15 protein-coding genes are annotated in these 17182 nt (G+C 63.1%); 3 read left to right on the top strand and 12 right to left on the bottom strand.

The annotated features are described in order from the left end of the window. The first annotated feature begins 195 nt into the window (after window positions 1–195). Together JQF37_RS02735 and JQF37_RS02730 are read left to right on the top strand one after the other, a co-directional pair. Window positions 196–1524: an MFS transporter gene (locus JQF37_RS02735; RefSeq protein ID WP_130204330.1), complete on the top strand. Its 1329-nt coding sequence runs from the start codon at window positions 196–198 to the stop codon at window positions 1522–1524. A gap of 76 nt (window positions 1525–1600) precedes the next feature. Continuing rightward, window positions 1601–2032 (top strand): nuclear transport factor 2 family protein, encoded by a 432-nt coding sequence (locus JQF37_RS02730; protein ID WP_130204329.1) that lies wholly within the window; start codon window positions 1601–1603, stop codon window positions 2030–2032. 161 nt (window positions 2033–2193) lie between these two features. Here JQF37_RS02730 and JQF37_RS02725 read toward each other — a convergent pair whose 3' ends face one another. The 10 genes from JQF37_RS02725 to JQF37_RS02680 form a co-directional block, all read right to left on the bottom strand. Further along, on the bottom strand, window positions 2194–3552 hold the full coding sequence (locus JQF37_RS02725) for a DUF1329 domain-containing protein (RefSeq protein ID WP_239142501.1): 1359 nt from the start codon (window positions 3550–3552) through the stop codon (window positions 2194–2196). A gap of 114 nt (window positions 3553–3666) precedes the next feature. Further along, window positions 3667–5346, bottom strand: coding sequence for a class I adenylate-forming enzyme family protein (locus JQF37_RS02720; protein ID WP_204149526.1), 1680 nt, complete (start codon window positions 5344–5346; stop codon window positions 3667–3669). A gap of 147 nt (window positions 5347–5493) precedes the next feature. Then, window positions 5494–6636: an acyl-CoA dehydrogenase gene (locus tag JQF37_RS02715; protein ID WP_130204326.1), complete on the bottom strand. Its 1143-nt coding sequence runs from the start codon at window positions 6634–6636 to the stop codon at window positions 5494–5496. Beyond that, window positions 6633–7850 (bottom strand): acyl-CoA dehydrogenase family protein, encoded by a 1218-nt coding sequence (locus JQF37_RS02710; RefSeq protein WP_130204325.1) that lies wholly within the window; start codon window positions 7848–7850, stop codon window positions 6633–6635. Before JQF37_RS02710 ends, JQF37_RS02715 begins: the two co-directional genes overlap by 4 nt. A 66-nt stretch (window positions 7851–7916) precedes the next feature. After that, window positions 7917–9086: an acyl-CoA dehydrogenase family protein gene (locus JQF37_RS02705; RefSeq protein ID WP_130204324.1), complete on the bottom strand. Its 1170-nt coding sequence runs from the start codon at window positions 9084–9086 to the stop codon at window positions 7917–7919. Between the two features lie 9 nt (window positions 9087–9095). Further along, complete coding sequence (locus JQF37_RS02700; protein WP_130204323.1) at window positions 9096–10274, bottom strand: lipid-transfer protein; 1179 nt, start codon at window positions 10272–10274, stop codon at window positions 9096–9098. A 17-nt stretch (window positions 10275–10291) separates the two neighbouring features. Further along, the gene (locus JQF37_RS02695) at window positions 10292–10711 is read right to left on the bottom strand and encodes a MaoC family dehydratase (RefSeq protein WP_047529032.1); all 420 of its coding nucleotides are present in this window, start codon (window positions 10709–10711) and stop codon (window positions 10292–10294) included. Beyond that, on the bottom strand, window positions 10683–11816 hold the full coding sequence (locus JQF37_RS02690; RefSeq protein ID WP_130204322.1) for an acyl-CoA dehydrogenase family protein: 1134 nt from the start codon (window positions 11814–11816) through the stop codon (window positions 10683–10685). The genes JQF37_RS02695 and JQF37_RS02690 overlap by 29 nt, the downstream gene beginning before the upstream one ends. Window positions 11817–11828: 12 nt before the next feature. Next, the gene (locus JQF37_RS02685) at window positions 11829–12797 is read right to left on the bottom strand and encodes an OB-fold domain-containing protein (protein ID WP_130204321.1); all 969 of its coding nucleotides are present in this window, start codon (window positions 12795–12797) and stop codon (window positions 11829–11831) included. A gap of 56 nt (window positions 12798–12853) precedes the next feature. Further along, window positions 12854–13642, bottom strand: coding sequence for an SDR family oxidoreductase (locus tag JQF37_RS02680; RefSeq protein ID WP_130204320.1), 789 nt, complete (start codon window positions 13640–13642; stop codon window positions 12854–12856). A gap of 141 nt (window positions 13643–13783) precedes the next feature. On the opposite strand from JQF37_RS02680, the gene JQF37_RS02675 reads away from it, so the two are divergent. Further along, window positions 13784–14569, top strand: a complete 786-nt coding sequence (locus JQF37_RS02675; RefSeq protein ID WP_130204319.1) for an enoyl-CoA hydratase — start codon at window positions 13784–13786, stop codon at window positions 14567–14569. Between the two features lie 139 nt (window positions 14570–14708). Here JQF37_RS02675 and JQF37_RS02670 read toward each other — a convergent pair whose 3' ends face one another. Together JQF37_RS02670 and JQF37_RS02665 are read right to left on the bottom strand one after the other, a co-directional pair. Further along, complete coding sequence (locus JQF37_RS02670) at window positions 14709–15491, bottom strand: SDR family oxidoreductase (RefSeq protein WP_130204318.1); 783 nt, start codon at window positions 15489–15491, stop codon at window positions 14709–14711. Next, window positions 15488–17182, bottom strand: coding sequence for an FAD-binding protein (locus JQF37_RS02665; protein ID WP_130204317.1), 1695 nt, complete (start codon window positions 17180–17182; stop codon window positions 15488–15490). Before JQF37_RS02665 ends, JQF37_RS02670 begins: the two co-directional genes overlap by 4 nt.

Here is a 17182-nt window from a genome sequence, read left to right as displayed (position 1 = left end):
GCGGGCGAAACATCGTCCGACAAGACTAGGTTCGCTATCGACAAGGCGATGCCGGTACCGCATCGTTCATGCGCAACCCGCTAACCGTTTACGGCGACCTGGCCGGGGGCGAAAAGATGGTCTGAACGGACGATGAAAAAAAGCCGCGACCGACCGAGCATCGCGACAACCAGAACAAGACCGGGAGCACCCGCAGTGAATCAATACCCCCCCGTGACATGGCGAACGCACTACGCGCTCTTCGTGCTCGCCAGCATCTATGTGTTCAATTACATCGACCGACAGTTGATGGCGATCCTGATCGAGCCGGTGAAGCTCGAATTCGGCATCTCCGACACTGGCATCGGCCTGCTTTCCGGCGTGACCTTCGCGGTGTTCTACACCGTGTTCGGATTCCCGCTGGGACGCCTTTCGGATCGCATCGGGCGCAAGCCCGTGATTGCCTTCAGCTGCATCGCCTGGAGCCTGATGACCATGCTCTGCGGCATGGCCGGCAATTTCCTGAGCCTGGTGCTGACGCGGATCGGCGTGGCCGTCGGTGAAGCCGGCGGCACGGCGCCGTCGGTGGCCATGGTTTCGGATTTGTACCCGCCAAATCGACGCTCCACCGCGCTGTCGGTGCTGATGCTCGGTTCCAGCCTGGGGGCGATCGTGGGACTCGGGCTGGGGGGCTGGATTGCCCAGCACCACGGGTGGCGCTACGCGTTCTTGCTGATCGGTGCACCCGGGATTTTCCTCGGTTTGCTGCTATTGCTGACCGTACGTTCACCCAAGCGCGTGACGCCATTGGGCATTGTCCCGGCGCAACAGGACAGCTGGGTCAAGACCCTGGCTGAACTGTTTCGCATGCCATCCTTCCTGTGTCTGGTGCTTGCCGGCGGCGCAGCAGCCATTGCCGGTTACGCCATCGGCACCTGGAGCCCGAGCTTCCTGATCCGTTCCCATGGCCTCAATCTGCAACAGGCCGGATTTCTGGTGGGGGTTGTCGGCGGTACGGGAGCGACCATCGGCACCCTGACATGCGGCATACTCACCGACCGCATGGCCCGACGCGATGCCGGCTGGCAAATCGGCGTGCCCTTGCTGGGCACACTGATCAGCATTCCCTTCGCCCTGGCCTACTTCCTCTGGCCGCAAGGCACGGCGTTCAACATCGGCGGTATCGCGATACCGCAAGCCTTCCTGTTCTACAGCGTCTTCGGCTTCTTTGGCGTCTGGTGGGCAACTCCCTGCCTGAGCGCTATCACTCACCTGTTCCCCGCCACGCGCCTGGCCCAGGCCACGTCGATTTTCTTGATGTCCATGACCTTGCTGGGTGTCGGTATCGGACCATTGCTGGTGGGCATGCTGAGCGATTTTTACGTGAAAGGAATGGGCGCTGAGTCCCTGCGCTATGCCCTCGCCTCTTCAGTGTCGATGCTGGCATTGGCCAGCGTGTTTCTGGCGCTGGCACTGCCGCGTTATCGCCAGCAGATCAAGAACCCCGCCGTACTGCCAGCACCGATCCAAACCGCCACGGCCTGAGCCCTTCCCCCTCCCCGCGACATCGCGCCGCTGAATCCCTGTCGGGTTCCAGCGGCTTTTTTTTTTGAGGATTGCCATGAGCACCAGCGCCATACAGATCTGCAACCTGCTCTACCGCTACGCCGAGTGTATGGACAGCGGACAACTGGTCGAGGCCGCCGAGCTGTTCCGTTATGCACGCGTGAAGGTCCACAGCCCGCATTTCATTGATCACACGGCCCTGCTGCGCCTCTGGCAGCAGCGTATCAAGCTCTACCCGTGCGGCACGCCGCGCACCCGACACGTCATCAGCAACCCCATCATCGACATTGACGAGGCGTCCGGAACGGCGACAATCCGCGCCTGTTACACGGTGCTGCAGGCAACTGAAGACCTGCCTTTGCAGCCCATCGCCGCCGGGCGTTATCTGGATGAATTCGAACGTGTCGATGGGGTATGGCGGTTCAGTTTTCGTGACTATTCGAAACTGGACATGCCGGGGGACTTGAGGGCGCATTGGGTGGTGTAGGTCACCGGGCCAGCGCCTGCAGGTTTTCCTCACGGCGCAAGGCGCGGTCATGAAAGCCATCTGCCATGCTGCGATGCGGTGCGCTCACCACCGATGAGAAAGGCGTAAAAAAGCCCCGCCGGAAACCGGCAGGGCTTGGTCAACGGACATTGCCGAAATGATTACCGCCCGATAGCCCGCGCCGCGTCTGCGGTGTACTGGTCAGGGGTGAATTTGCCTTCGTTGAGGATTGGCCCCTTCTTCGACTCGTTAGTCATGCCATAACCGGTGTACTGGCCGGAGTTCAGGTCCATGAAGAACTGCGAACCGGCCTGCCAGCCGCTCATGTCCGGGTGGTAGAAGTAGTTGATCATGGCGTGTTTCCACAGCTGCCCGCGGGCGTCGTAGTTGTCGGCCATCACTGCGTTCCAGGTGTCTTCGTCGATGAACAGCACGCGCTTGGCATAGACGTGGCGAAAACCTTCCTTCAAGTTGGCTTCCAGCACCCACACGCGGCGCAACTCATAACGCATGAAATCAGGGTTGGGATGGTTGGGTGTCAGGATGTCGGCGTACTTGACGGTCCCGGTGTTCGCCTTGAACGCGTTGGCCGGGCTGTAGATTTCGCGCTTGCCGATCAGTTTCCAGGTGTAGCGTTCCGGCGAACCGTTGAACAAGCGGTCTTCGTCGATGGTCATGGTGCCGTTGGTGCCGATCATCGGCTGATCGAAACCATAGCCCGGCAATTGCCTTACGCGTCGGGTCGACGGGCTGTAGGACCAGGCCTGACGCGCATCGGTGCCGTAGTTGTAGGGTTCATGGGCAATGCTGAGGGTGCCGTTGTCGCGGGCCGGCTTGAGGGTCATGTTGTTACTCATGGCCGATAGCTTTTCTTCGGTCCGCGGGTCGGTGGTCGGCGAGTTGGCCAACGACAGGTTACGCGCGTACGCACGTCCCCAGCCGATGCTGCCATTGGGCAGGACCGAGGCCAGGTCCGTGGTTTTTTCCTCGGTGTAGGCACGTGCCGGTAGCTGGTGGTTCCACAACACTTCGGTGCCGTTCTTCGGGATCGGGAACGGTACCTGGCCAATCCCGGTGAAACCGGCGCCATCATTGACCAGCTTGGCGTGCAGCGCGTTGTCCATCACGCGGCGACAGACGTAATCGGGGTAGCGGAAATCCCGGTGGCCCGGGTAAATGTTCATTTTGTAGGTGGTCGGATACTTCTTGAGCAGCGCCTTCTGCCCTTCGGTCAGATGTGACTCGTACTGACTCATGTTCTGCGCAGTGATCACCAGGATCGGCTTCTCGGCTGCGTAAGGATCAACGGGTTGGTCACCGGAGTACTTCACGTGATTCCAGCCCGGCACTTCACCCAGATACTTGCCGGTATAAGGCGGAATGGTGCCTTCGGCGTTACCCGCTTGCACGGCGCCGACGCACGTCAGATCCTTGCCCAGCCTGGCGGCTTCCTCAGGTGAGACCTCGGCGTACGCATAACCCGTCAGCCCGCTATTGGCTGTGAATGCGACCGCGAGCATGAGACCTGTTCTTGTTATTTTCATGTGTTGCCTCCTACGCTGATAAGGCTCTGTGGATGACCCATTGTTCGTGTTCTGCCGGCCCCAACATCGTCCGGAAAGACTAAGAAGGCGTCAGGCGCCCAAACTTTCTTGCAGTTGCGCCTTGAGCACCTTGCCAGTGGCATTGCGGGGCAAGGGCTGGAGTACCCGGTACACCTGCGCCGGCACTTTGTACGCGGCCAGGCGCTTGGCGATGAAGGCGCAGACTTGCGCCTCCCCAGGCAACGTCGATGCCTGGCCATGCACTGCCAGCCCGACCGTTTCGCCCAGTAGCGGGTCGGCGATGGCGAACGCCGCCGCTTCCAGCACGCCAGGCATATCAAGGACGCAGGTTTCGATCTCGGCGGCGGAAATCTTCTCGCCGCCACGGTTGATCAGTTCCTTGACCCTGCCGGTGATGTGGAGAAACCCCTCATCATCGAGATAGCCGATATCGCCGGTGTCGAGCCAACCGTTGCGCAGGCTTTGCGCAGTGGCCTCGGGCAGGTTCCAGTAGGCGCTCATCAGTGTTGGCGAACGCAGCCAGATCACACCGCGGGTGTCCGCCGACTGCGCCTGGTCGGGGCTGTCCCCGATGCGGATATCAACGATCGGCAGCGCCCACCCCGCCGATGCCGGCTTGTAGACAAACGGGTCGCCACCAATCGCCGCGCCAATCCCGTTGCTTTCGGTCAGGCCGTAGCCGGCACCGCCAATGACATCGGGCTTGATCCTGAGCATGTCGTCGAGCACGCTGGCCGATGACGCACCGCCGCCCAGGCCCAGGCCAAACAGGCTGGCGGTTTGCTCGCTGCCGAAACGCGGCGAGGCGAGCAATTGCTGCATCATCATGGGTGCACCATTGAACTGGGTGCAGCGCTCGTCGCGAATCAGGTCGATGGCGCGTTCGACATCCCACTTGTACATCAGCATCAAGCGTCGACCACCGCGCAGTGCCGACAAGAACTGCGCATGCAAGCCACTGACATGGAAAAGCGGGACCGCCGCCAGGGTCGTGGGGGCAAAACCGCTGTTGATCACCACGCCGACTCGCTCGGGCGAACTCATGGCGCAGAACGCACCCTGGAATTCCAGCGCGGCCAGCGCCTGGCAGATCGCCCGGTGACTGGACACCACGCCCTTGGCACGACTGGTCGTGCCCGAGGTATAGAGAATCAGCGCTGGCGCATCAGGGTCGACTTCCAGGGCTAGCAACGCGACAGCCGGTTCGCTGATCAGGTCTTCGTAACTCAGGCAGTATTCGGGCAACACACCCTGCGCACCGACGACAATGGTCGCCCGCTGCTCATGCGCCAGGTCTTCGCGCAAGGTGTCCAGGCGCGCTTCGTCACCTATCAGCACGCGCGCGCCGCTGTCCTGCAACGCGTATTGCAGTTCATCGCGCAGGCCCCAGCTGTTGAGCGGCACACATACACCGCCACAGCGCAGGATCGCGGCGAAGGCCACCAGCCAGGCCGGCTGGTTACGCATGGCAATCGCCACCCGCTCGCCCGGTTGCAGGCCGAATCGAGCGACGAGTTGCCCGGCAAGGCGATCAACCTGATCGTAATACTGATTGAAGGTCAGGCGTTGCGACTGCCAGACAAGAAACTCACGGTCGCCGTGGACCCGACCCGCGTCGATCACTTGCAACAGGTCACACGCGGCGTGACGGAAATGGCGTGGCCCGCCATCCTCCGGCGTCACCACTTCAAAGGGCGAACCGGGGGCGATCAATTGCCGCCACGCGGTTTGCCAGCGTTCAATGCTCATTTTTATTTTCTCCAGAACGGGCGGAAGGCCTGTGGGTCTGCGGTGAATCTCCAAATTGGGTACGACGCCTTTGCAGGAGGAAGGCTTGCCCGCGAAAGCGGTGTATCGGGTACACCGCGTCGCCGCGTTCGCCGGCAAGCCTGGCTCCTAGGCAAGGGCGGCGTAGCGTTCGCAATGAAAATCCCGATCGCCCAGGCAGCTCTGTGCAACGCGGACGCGCTTGAGGTAGAGGCCGACATCCAGTTCGTCGGTGACGCCAATGCCACCGTGCATTTGCACCGCTTCGTTGGCGACCTTGACTGCCGTATCGCCCGCTTTCCATTTCGCCAGGCTGACCAGTCGTGCGCGCGCGCCGGCATCGAGGCTGGCGTCATCCAGGGTCGCGAGCGCAGCCATCAGGGCGCTGCGGCTAAGCGCCAAGTCGATGTACATCTGCGCGGCGCGATGCTGCAGGACCTGGAACGTGCCGATCGCCGTGTCGAACTGCACGCGGGTCTTGAGGTACTCCAGGGTGGTTTCGAACAATTGCTCGGCCATCCCCAGGAGCTCCGCCGCCAGGCAGGCGCGACCCCGGTCCAGCGCGGTTTCCAGCGCAGTCCAGCCTTCGTCCAGCGCACCCAGCAGCGCATCGTTCCCCAGTTGCACACCCTCCAGTTGCAGGCGTGCGCAATTGCGTGAATCGATCAGCGACAAGGCACTCACCGTCAGGCCCGGCGTATTGGCGGGCACCAGGAACAGGCTGATGCCACGGGTGTCGCCCGGTTGTCCGGACGTACGCGCCGCCACCACATAGGCATCGACGCCCAGGCCGTCGACCACCCAGTACTTGTCGCCGTGCAGGCGATAGCCCTGCCCTTCGACCTTCGCCTCAAGAGCAATGTGACTCGGCTCATGGCGCGAGCGCTCGTCCACGGCAAGGGCCAGGCGCCGATCGCCACCGATCACCGCTTGCAACCATTGCGTCTGCTGCGTTGAATTGCCCGCCAGGTGCAGCAACGAGCCGCCAAGCACCACGCTCGAAAGCAAAGGCGTGGCGGACAGGTTGCGGCCCATGGATTCGAAAATCGGCCCCAGGCCCTTACAGCCGAAATCCAGGCCGCCGAAGTCTTCCGGAAATGGAATCGCACTCCAGCCCAGTTCGACGGCATCGCGCCATAGCTGCGCGTCGAAGCCCGCTTGCACGGCCTCATCGCGCAGTCGACGCTGGGCACTGACCGGGCTGCGGGCGGCGAGAAAGTCCCGCGCGCTGTCGGCCAGCAAACGCTGTTCATCGCTATAACGCAGGCTCATAACTGTGCTCCTTTCACGGCAGGCTTCTTGGCTTCAGGCAAGCCAAGCACGCGCTTGGCGATGACATTGAGCTGGATTTCCGAGGCGCCCCCCGAAATGGTCAACGCGTAGCTGTTGAGCCAGGCTCGGGTGATAGCCTGTTGCTGCTCGCTGAACGCCGGGCATTGCCAACCGAAGGCATGCCCTGCCATGGCATCAAGCAAGACCTCGAACTTGTCGCGCTCCTGCTCGGTGTGCACCAGCTTCATGATCGACATCAGGCCGCCGATGTCATCGCCGGCCCGCGCCTCTTCGCCCATGCGCTGCACGGTCAGGTTATAGGCCTGCTCGTTCATCGCGCAGGCCGTGGCCCGCGCCTGCAGCGCATATTCGCTTTGGCTTCGTGGTGCCGGTACGTATTCGCGCATCAGGGCCAGCAGGTCGAAGTGCGATGGCAAGCTGAACTCGCCGAACTTCGACATCGCCTTGCGTTCGTGCTGCAACAGGTACTTGGCCAGGTTCCAGCCGCCGTTCAATGGCCCGATCAACTGGCTCTTGGGCACCTTCACGCCATCGAAGAACACTTGGCAGAACGCCGATTTGCCGCTGATCAAATCGATCGGCTGTGGCTTGACACCAGGGCTGCGCATGTCGAGCACGATCAGGCTGATGCCCTCGTGTTTCGGCGCGCTGAAGTCCGTGCGCACCAGCGCATACATCCAGTCGGACTTGTCGCCGTAGGACGTCCAGATCTTGCTGCCGTCCACCACGAAATGGTCGCCGGCATCGCGGGCGGCCATTTTCAGGCTGGCCAGGTCGGAACCGGCGTTCGGTTCGGAGAAGCCCTGGCACCAGCGCACTTCACCCCGGGCGATCGGCGGCAGCAGGTCGCGTTTCTGCTCTTCGCTGCCATACGCCAGCAACACCGGCCCGAGCATCCAGATGCCCAAGTTGATCTGCGGTGGCCGGCATTTGATCCGGCGCATTTCGCTTTCCAGCACCGCCAGCTCTTCGTCGTTCAGGCCCGCGCCGCCGTATTCCACCGGCCACTCGGGGCAGAACCAGCGCTTGTCGCGCATGCGTTCGAACCACAGGCGCGCGTCTTCGCAGGGAAACTGCGGGTTCTGGCTGCCCCACACCACATCGCCTTCAGCCATGCCCGTGCGCATCGACAGCGGACAGTTAGCCTCCAGCCAGGCACGGGTGTCGTGCCGGAATTGCTCGATAGTGCTCATGAGAGTCCCCTTCGACCCGCCCCGTGGCGGGGCGAGTACGGTTTTTTTGTTGTTGATGGACGAGCGTCAGCGCTGGGTGCGTGGCATTGCGAGACCAAACTGGGCGATCAGTTCGCGCTGGATTTCATTGGTGCCACCGCCGAACGTCAGGGTCACCGAACTGCGCAATTCGTACTCCAGCTCGCCCTGCAGCAGGGTCGCTGCCGAGCCGCTGCGCATCGAGCCATTGGCACCGAGGATCGACGCCAGCTTGCGCAGGATCTCGATCGCCGACTCCGAGCCGAACACCTTGGTGGTCGAGCTCAGGGCCACGTCCATACGGTCGCGCTCCAGGTCGGCGGCAATGCGCATGTTGATCAGGCGCATCGCCTCAAGGCGCGCATAGCACTCGGCCAGAGAGCTGCGCACCCAGGCCTTGTCCATGGCACGACGGCCCTGCTCGTCGCGCGCTCGCGCCCACAGGTAGACCCGACGAAACAGCGCCACGACCTTGTCTGACCAGGTGCCCAGGCCAAGGCGCTCATGGTTTAGCTGCGAGGTAATCAGCTTCCAGCCACCGTGCAACTCGCCCACCAGCATCTCGTTGGGCACCCGCACGTTGTCGTAGTAGGTGGCCGTGGTCGGAATACTGGTGGTCGGAATCAGGGTGTGGGAGAAGCCCGGGGTCAAGGTGTCGACGATCAACAGCGAAATGCCTTTGTGCCGCATCTGGGTCGGATCGGTGCGGGCCGCCAGCCAGACGAAATCGGCTGATTCGGCACCCGAGGTCCATAGCTTGTTGCCGTTGACCAGGAAGCCTTCATCGTCCTGGCGCGCCGTGGTTTTCAGCACGGCCAGATCGCTGCCGGCGTCGGGCTCGGAATAACCGATGGCGAACATGATTTCGCCCCCGGCGATGCCCGGCAGGAAGCGTTCCTTCTGCAGCTCGCTGCCATGGGTCATCAAGGCCGGGCCGACGGTGCTGATGGTCACGAACGGCAGCGGTGCCCCGGCGATGTTGGCTTCTTCGAAGAAAATCAACTGCTCGGTGGCCGCGTAGCCCTGGCCGCCATGGGCCTTGGGCCAGCCGACCGCGAGCCAGCCGTCGCGCCCCATCTGGCGGATGGTCTGGCGAAACAGCTCGCCGCCTTCCTTGCCGCGCAACTGATCGCGCATGTCCGGGGTCATCAGGGCCTGGAAATAGTCCCGCACCTTGTGGCGCAGGGCATGTTGTTCGGGAGTGAGGTCGACGAACATAGCTGCTCCTTAGGCTGAGCCGAGAATCAGGCCACTGGTGGGTACGCCGGTACCGGCAGTGACCAGCACGTTTTGCACATCCGCCACCTGGTTGACCGCCGTGCCGCGCACCTGGCGCACCGCTTCGGCAATGCCGTTCATGCCGTGAATGTAGGCTTCGCCGAGTTGCCCGCCGTGGGTATTGATCGGCAGCTTGCCGCCACGGGCATGGTGCCCGGCGCGAATGAACTCCTTGGCTTCGCCGCGTTTCACGAAACCGAACTCTTCCAGCTGCGGCAACACGAACGGGGTGAAGTGGTCGTAGATCACGGCAGTCTGGAACGCATCCGGACCGAGTCCCGACTGGCGATACAGTTCGCGGGCGACCACGCCCATCTCCGGCAGGCCGGTGATGTCGTCGCGGTAGAACGAGGTCATGCTTTGCTGACCATGACTGATGCCCTGGGAACCGGCCTTGATGGTCACCGGTTTCTGCCTCAAGTCACGGGCGCGCTCGGCCGAGGTGATGACCATCGCCACCGCGCCATCGGATTCCTGGCAGCAATCGAGCAAGTGCAAGGGCTCGCAGATCCAGCGCGAAGCCTGGTGTTCTTCCAGGGTGATCGGCTTGCCATGGAAAAACGCCTGGGGGTTGGTCGCGGCAAAATCCCGCGCCGCCACCGCGACCCGTCCGAAGTCCTCGGAGGTCGCGCCATAGGTGTGCATGTAGCGCTGGGCGAACATGCCAACCCAGGCCGCCGGCGTGTGGAAACCGTGGGGCATGTACCAGCCGTAATTGACGTTATCGAAGGTCGGCGTAGCGGCGAAGCCGTAGCTGCCGGTGCCGAAGCGATACCAGGAACGCTCGTTCATGGCGCGATACACCACCACAACTTTCGCCATCCCGGTCGCTACCGCCATGGCCGCGTGCATCACCGGTCCGCAAGCCGCACCGCCGCCATGGGGCACCTGAGAGAAAAACTTCACGTCCTTGCAACCGAGCAAACGGGCAATTTCATACTCCGGGACCTTGTCGACGGAATAGGAACTGAACCCCTCGACCTCGCTCGGGTCGATGCCGGCATCCTTGAGCGCGCTCAAGGTGGCTTCCATGGCCAGGCGCAATTCGGTGCGCCCGGAGTTCTTGGAAAATTCGGTTGCGCCAAGGCCAACGATCGCGGCGCGCCCGGAAATCGATGAATCAGTCATCTGTGTCTCTCCGGCTATCAGGGCAGGACCACTGCGACCGTACCGGTCACGTGGTTGCCCATGGAATTTTTGCCGCCGAGGGTGATTTCCACCGTGCGGGTATCGGCGTCGAGGCGCGTGACGCTGCCGCTGAAGGTCATGCAATCACCGGGATAGTTCGGGGCGCCAAGCTTGATTTTCAGCGAGGTGAAGACTGCCTGCGGGCCAGTCCACTGCTCGATGAACCGCTGCACCAACCCGTTGGTGGTCAGGATGTTCATGAACACATGGGGTGATCCCAGGGTTCGGGCGGCGTCCGCGTCATGGTGGCCGGGGAAGTAATCGCGGGTGGCAATCGCGCCGCCATTGATCAGGGTCACCGTAATCGGCACCGCCAGTTCCGGCAGTGCTTCGCCGGGGCGCACGTCTTCAAAGCGCTTGGTGTTCTTCGAGGTCATATTTCCATCCCAGCTTGTCGTTATCGTTGAGCCAGTCGCCCAGGCGCTCCAGGCTTGCCGCCGAACCACCGAGGGCAAGGCACAGGCCACGGCTCCAATAGAGAAAACGGTGGATCGGGTACGTCAGGTCGACGCCAATCCCGCCATGTACGTGCTGCGTAACGTGGCCGATCCGGTGCCCTGCTTCACAGGCCATCCAGGCAGTGGCCAAGGCTTCGGAAGGTGCCGGCAAGCCGGCATCGATGCGGTAGGCCAGTTGCCACAACACCGAGCGCAAGGCTTCGACGGCAATGTGGGTGTCGGCCATGCTCATCTGTACCGCCTGGAAGCTGCCGATGACGCGCTCGAACTGTCGGCGCTCGCTGATGTAGGCCACGGTGCGGCGGACCTGCTCTTCGCTCACGCCCAATTGCAAGGCGGCCAGCGCCGCCACGCTGCGCAACTCCAGCCAGTCGACGGCCTCGGCCGGCAGCAGCGCCCCGGCGTCCACGGTCAAGCCCTGGATATGCAGGTCTGCCACGGCTTCGCCGTGTGTCAGCACCGCTGAAAGCTTTTGAATCTGTGGCGCGGACAGGTCCAGCAAGAGCAAGCGCGGTTCGCCCTCGGCCTGAACCACGACCAGCGCAGCGTCGGCCTGGTCGCCCAGGGACAGCGCCGCGACCCGGCCGTTGATCGACCAGCCGTCGGCACACGCAGTCGCTTGCAGCTCGATCCCCAAGGCACTGCTCAAACCGTCAATCGACAGGCTCAACAGTGCCTCGCCCGACGCGGCCTTCGCGATCCATCCGGCACTGCCCAAAGCGGCGAAACGGGCCAGGGTCGCGGCCGCCAGCTGGTGGCGCCACAACGGTACCTGGGCAAGGGCCTTGCCCTGGGCCTGCAACACCAGCATCAGTTCGGTCATGCCCAGGCCGCTGCCGCCGTGCTCTTCGGGAATGGCCAGCGCTTGCAGCCCGGTCTCGATGCACAGTTTCCACAATGGCGCCATCATCGGCTCGCCACTGGTGTCCCACTGGCGCATGTAGTCGTCATGGCAATGGTCGACAAACAGGCTGTCGGCCATCTGCGCGATGGCGCGCTGGTCTTCACTCAATTCGAAATCCATGGTGACTGGCTCCTAGGCGTCTACCGGCCGGAACAAAGGCAGGGTCTGCTGGTCGTCGAAGGTCTGGAATTCGACCTGCAAGCGCTGGCCGATCTGTAGGTTTTCGCGTTCGATACCGACCAGGCCGGCGATCAGGCGCACGCCCTCCTCCAGCTCGATCAAGCCGATGGGATTGGGGTAATCGAACGGCGGGACTTCGGGGTAGTGCATGACCACGAACGAATACAAAGTGGCGCGACCGCTGGCTTGCAGCGTGTCCCAGTCGAAACTGTGGCACTCGATGCACACCGGTGCCGGTGGATGACGCAGCGTCTGGCACGCGGTGCAGCGCTGGATCAACAACTGGCCCTTCTCGCAGCCTTCCCAGAAAAAGCGCGTGTCATCGCTCATGCCCGGCAGCGGGCGCTTGGGCCTGGCTGGCGCCGCATCCGGTTTGGCGGGCGCCTGGGCATTGGCAGGACGGAACTTGAAGACGCGGAACAACAGTTCGCCCACCGGCTCATCGCCGCCCGCTTTTTCAGCGAAATGACTCATCACCAGGGTGACGAAAAAACCGGTGCCCAGGGCCGTGGTTTTTTCATCGCTGACCGAGTCCAGGCGAGTGGTGTAGTACAGCTTCTCGCCCATGCGCACCGGCCGGCTGAAGGTCAGTTCGGAGTTGACCGCCACGGTCGACATGAAGCCGTGGGCCTCCATGATCTTGAGCACCTCGTAGGGGTTCTCGTCGGTCGAGCCAGGCGGATAATTGTTGGCGTGCAAACCTTCCATGGTCCACACCTGCAACATGGCCGGCGGGGCGATCAGCCCTTCATGCCGGGTGCCCAGGGCAAACGCCGGGTCGGTATAGACGGGGTTGTCCACGCCCATGATCTCGCACCATTGGCGGACCATCGGTGCGTTGACTTCATCCCAGGCATACACGCGGCCGTATTGGCGCCCCACCAGGGCGCGCGCATCGGATAGCAATTGTGGATCAGCCAAAGTCGTCTCCTTCAAATTGAAGGCGGCAGCCGGACCCGGCCGCCGCCACGGGTCGATCAGGTGGGCAGAACCTGCGCGGCGGCCCCGAGAAAGGCGGGGCGTTCACCTCCGCCATGCAGCAACAGATTGCAACCACTGGCGTAACTGGCCAGGGGTGATGCGATGTACAGGCAGGCGTTGGCAATGTCTTCGGCAACCGCCATGCGCGCCGCCGGTATACCGGCTGCAACAGCAGCGATACCGGCCTCGGAGCCATAGTGCAGATGCGCCTGTTCAGTCAGCACCAGACCCGGGCTGACCGTGACCACCCGCACTTTGGGCCCCCACTCCACCGCCAGGGAATTCACCAGTGCCAGGACCCCGGCCTTGGCCGCGCCATAGGCCGCAGTGCCTGGCGAGGGGCGCAAGGCACTGATGCTGCCGATAAAGACGATGCAACCGCCCTGGACTTGCGCCTGCATCAGCCGGTTGGCGTGCTGGGCGACGTTCAGTGGGGCGATCAGATTCAGCCCGATGATGCTTTCATGAAACCTGGGCGAGGCCGTGGCCGCGTCGGCTGCAGGGCTGCCGCCGGCGTTGTTGATCACCACATCGAGGCGTCCGAAATCACGCTCGACGGTGGCAAACAGCCGTTGCAGGGAATCATGGTCGCGCACATCGGCGGCAATGAAGGTTGCGCTCTTGCCGCCCAGCGTCGGCAGCTGTTCCGGCTCGCGTCGAGCACAGACGATCACCCGTGCGTTCGCCGCCAGAAACCCCAGCGCGATACCGGCGCCGATGCCTTTGGTGCCACCGGTGACCAGCACCACCTTGCCGCTGTAATCAAGACTCGAATGCAGCTCCATCATGTGCTCCTTGTTTACTGACAAGGGTCACTCTAGGGACGAATCCGGGGCCGAACTACGTCTGAACGGACGATGAAAATTTAACCGTGCGAACAGGACACTGGCGGTCATTCATACGTTGCCTGGTCCTTGAGGATGCCCATGTCCGATTCATCCGTTGCACCGGTTCTGCTCGAACGCCCTCTGCCGGGCGTGGCACTGTTGCGGCTCAACCGGCCGCAAGCGACAAACGCCTTGAGCCTGGAATTGCAGGCACTGCTGTCGCGTTATTTCAGTGAACTGGCGGTCGATCCCCAGGTGCGATGCATTGTACTGACGGGCGGTGACAAGGTGTTCGCCGCAGGAGGAGACATCAACAGCATGGCCGGGGTCGGTGCCATCGATATCTACAAGCGTCACACCGAGCGGGTCTGGGGCCCCATCCAGCACTGTCCGAAGCCGGTGATCGCCGCGGTTTGCGGTTATGCCTATGGCGGGGGGTGCGAACTGGCGATGCACGCTGACCTGATTGTTGCCGGACGCAGCGCGCGCTTCTGCCAACCGGAGATACGCATTGGCATCATGCCCGGCATTGGTGGCACCCAGCGGCTGGTGCGCGCGGTGGGCAAGGTCAAGGCGATGCGCATGGCGCTCACCGGCCAGCCGATCAGCGCCGATGAGGCCTGGGTTGCGGGACTGGTCAGCGATCTGGTCGACGATGACCAGGTGCAAAGCCACGCCCTGGAACTGGCGCGGGTCATCGCAGCAATGCCGGCCCTGGCGGCCGAACAGATCAAGGAGGTGATTCTGGCGGGCATGGACGCGCCGCTGGAAGCGGGCCTGGCGCTGGAACGCAAGGCCAATGCATTGTTGTTCGCCTCGCTCGATCAGAAAGAAGGCATGCAAGCCTTCATCGAAAAACGCCCGGCCCGATTCACGGGGGATTGAATCCTTTCTCGCTCCCACAGAGCGCAGGTACAGGCACCAAAACCAGCGCATCCACCTGTAGGCGCGAGCCTGCTCCCGATGCTCGTCAAGGGTCACGCGGGCTGTCTGCATGCCTGCAGACAAACCGCGTGACGGGTGGCTAGATACTCATGATCATCTGCCCGCTGTCGATGCGCAGCTCGACGCCATTGATCGCCCGCGATTCGTCGCTAGCGAGGAACAGCACGCTGGCGGCCACGTCCTCGGGCAGGCACATGCGGTTCATAGGGTCGCTGTCGATGGTCATGCGCGTCGGATCGAGGCCTTGGGGGAAGCTGCCACGGGTCATGTCGGTGAGGACGCCGTCCGGGTGTAACGTATTGCAGCGAATCCGGTATTTTCGGCGCCGGCAGAACGCCGCCACCGAACGCGACAACGCCGCCACCGCCCCCTTGGAGGCGCTGTACGCTACGTAATCGTCGCGCCCGGCAAGGGCCGCGACCGATGACAGGTTGATGATCGAACCGCCGGTTTGCTTCATCAGCGCGATCCCTTCGCGACACCCGATGAATACGCTGTCGGCGTTCACCCGCATGACCTTGTGCCAGTCCTGCAGCGTCGCGTCCTCGATATTGGCGTGCAGGAGGATGCCGGCGTTGTTCAGCAGAATATCCAGCCGGCCATGTCGCTCGCGCAGATGAGCCATGACGTCGCGCCAATCGCTCTCACTGCTGGCGTCATGCCGGATAAAGGTCGCCGCCAGACCGATCTCGGCGGCCAAGGCCTCACCCGCCGCGACATCCAGGTCGCTGATCAGCACGTGGGCACCTTGCGCCGCCAACAGGCGAGCGCTGGCCCGCCCGATGCCCTTTGCACCTCCGGTGACCAGTGCAACCTTGCCGTGTACACGGCCATTCGTGTTGTTGTGGTTGTTCGTCATCATGTCGTCTCTCGTGCAAAGGCCTGCTGCTGTTGGTCCACGAACCGGGCGGCGGCCGCTCCGGCACGGCGTCCGGAAAACACGCAGTCAGCCAGGGATAAACCGCTGATATAGAGGTGCGAAGGAATGCCCAGCGCGGTGCGCCCGGCGGCGTACAGACCCGGTATCGCCAGCCCGTTGCCGTCGAGTACCGCGCCGTTGTCCTCGTCCACCCGCAACCCGCCGAGCGTGAGAGCACCCAATGGAAAGACCGGGTTAGTCACGGAGATGTCGACGGCATAAAACGGCCCATGATTGAGCACCTGACGCCCACCCGGCGACTTGCCGAACGGATCGGGCGCCTCGCCACGGGCTGCAGCGTTGGCGGCCAGCACCGATTCGCGCAGCACCGTCGCGTTCATGCCGGTAATGGCGGCCAACTCGCTCAGGTGCTTGCCCTTGCGTACCTTGAACAGCATCAGGGCCAGGGCCGGAAAGCTTTGAAACCACCAATAGCCTCCAAACAAGGCCTCACGGATGGCCTTCTTGCGCAAGGGCGCATCCAGCACCAACCACGCCTTGCCGCCCTGCTCTTCCATCAAGGGTTGGCCCAGGGTCGCACCGTAGACTTCTTCGTTGCAGAAACGCCGGCCTTCGCGATTGACCACCAGGCCTTTGTGCCAACTGTACGGCGGGTTGATGAACCGCCAGGCCGAGACCCGCTCCAGCCCCGAGCCCTGACCGCCGACGCTGGTCCCCAGCCGCAGGCCGCTGCCATCGCAACCTGTGGCACCCACTTTGAAATTTCGCTGGAATTTCGGCGCATGGCGCTTGATCAGCTCGCGATTGAAAATGAACCCGCCGGTACTGAGGATGACGCCGCTCCTGGCGCGGACCAGCCTTGGCCGGGCGAAATTCCGTTCGAGCTGGCCGATCCGCTCCCGCAGTTTCCTGCAGTAACCCGGGGCGAAATTCTGCAAGCGCTCGGCACGAGCGGCAAGGCGCGCATGCAACTGCGCTTGCGCACTGTCGGGCGGCATGCACCAGAGTTCGGCACCGAGCACGCATCCTTGAGCATCGACCACCAGGCGTTTCGCCGCCGCTTGCAGCAGCGGCCGGGCGCCAGCACGCAAACACGCGGCCTTGAGGTGGCCATACAGCACGGCTCCGCACTGCCCCTTGCCGACGGTACGATGTCCCCGGGGTGCCGGCGGCAATGGCCCGCCGTGTTGCGGGACCAGCTCGTTGCCGGAGTAGTAGAGAAAATAACCATCCGGCGGGTATGAGGTCTTGCCACCCGGGGGCATCCGGTGACCATAAGGCGCTCCGTGACTTTCCAGCCATTGGAGGTTGCTGACGCTGTCGGCACAGAAGCGCCGCAGGGTGTCGTCGCTGACCACATTCCGGGTTTCATGCTTGAGGTAATCAAACATCGCTTCGGGGGTGTCGTTATAGCCCGCGGCCTGCTGATGCCGAGTGCCGCCACCGGCGTAGACTACCCCGCCGCTCTTGGCGCTGGCACCGCCACCGGTAAAGCGGTCGGCAATCAACACATCCGCGCCCTGGGCACGTGCCTCGAGCGCCGCGCAGGCCCCGGCTGCGCCCCAGCCAACAATCAACACATCACAATGGTCGTCCCACACCAATGCACCGCTGTCGGCGACTTGCAGGGGTGTCTGGATGGGGGTGCAAAAGCTGTCATCGAACGTCGCCAT

Origin of the sequence: Pseudomonas sp. MIL9, from assembly GCF_016887925.1 — a bacterium.
In the GTDB taxonomy this organism is placed as follows: Bacteria; Pseudomonadota; Gammaproteobacteria; order Pseudomonadales; family Pseudomonadaceae; genus Aquipseudomonas; species Aquipseudomonas mohnii.
The sequence above is the reverse complement of the archived record's forward strand: the minus strand, read 5'-3'. Positions and strand labels throughout refer to the sequence as shown.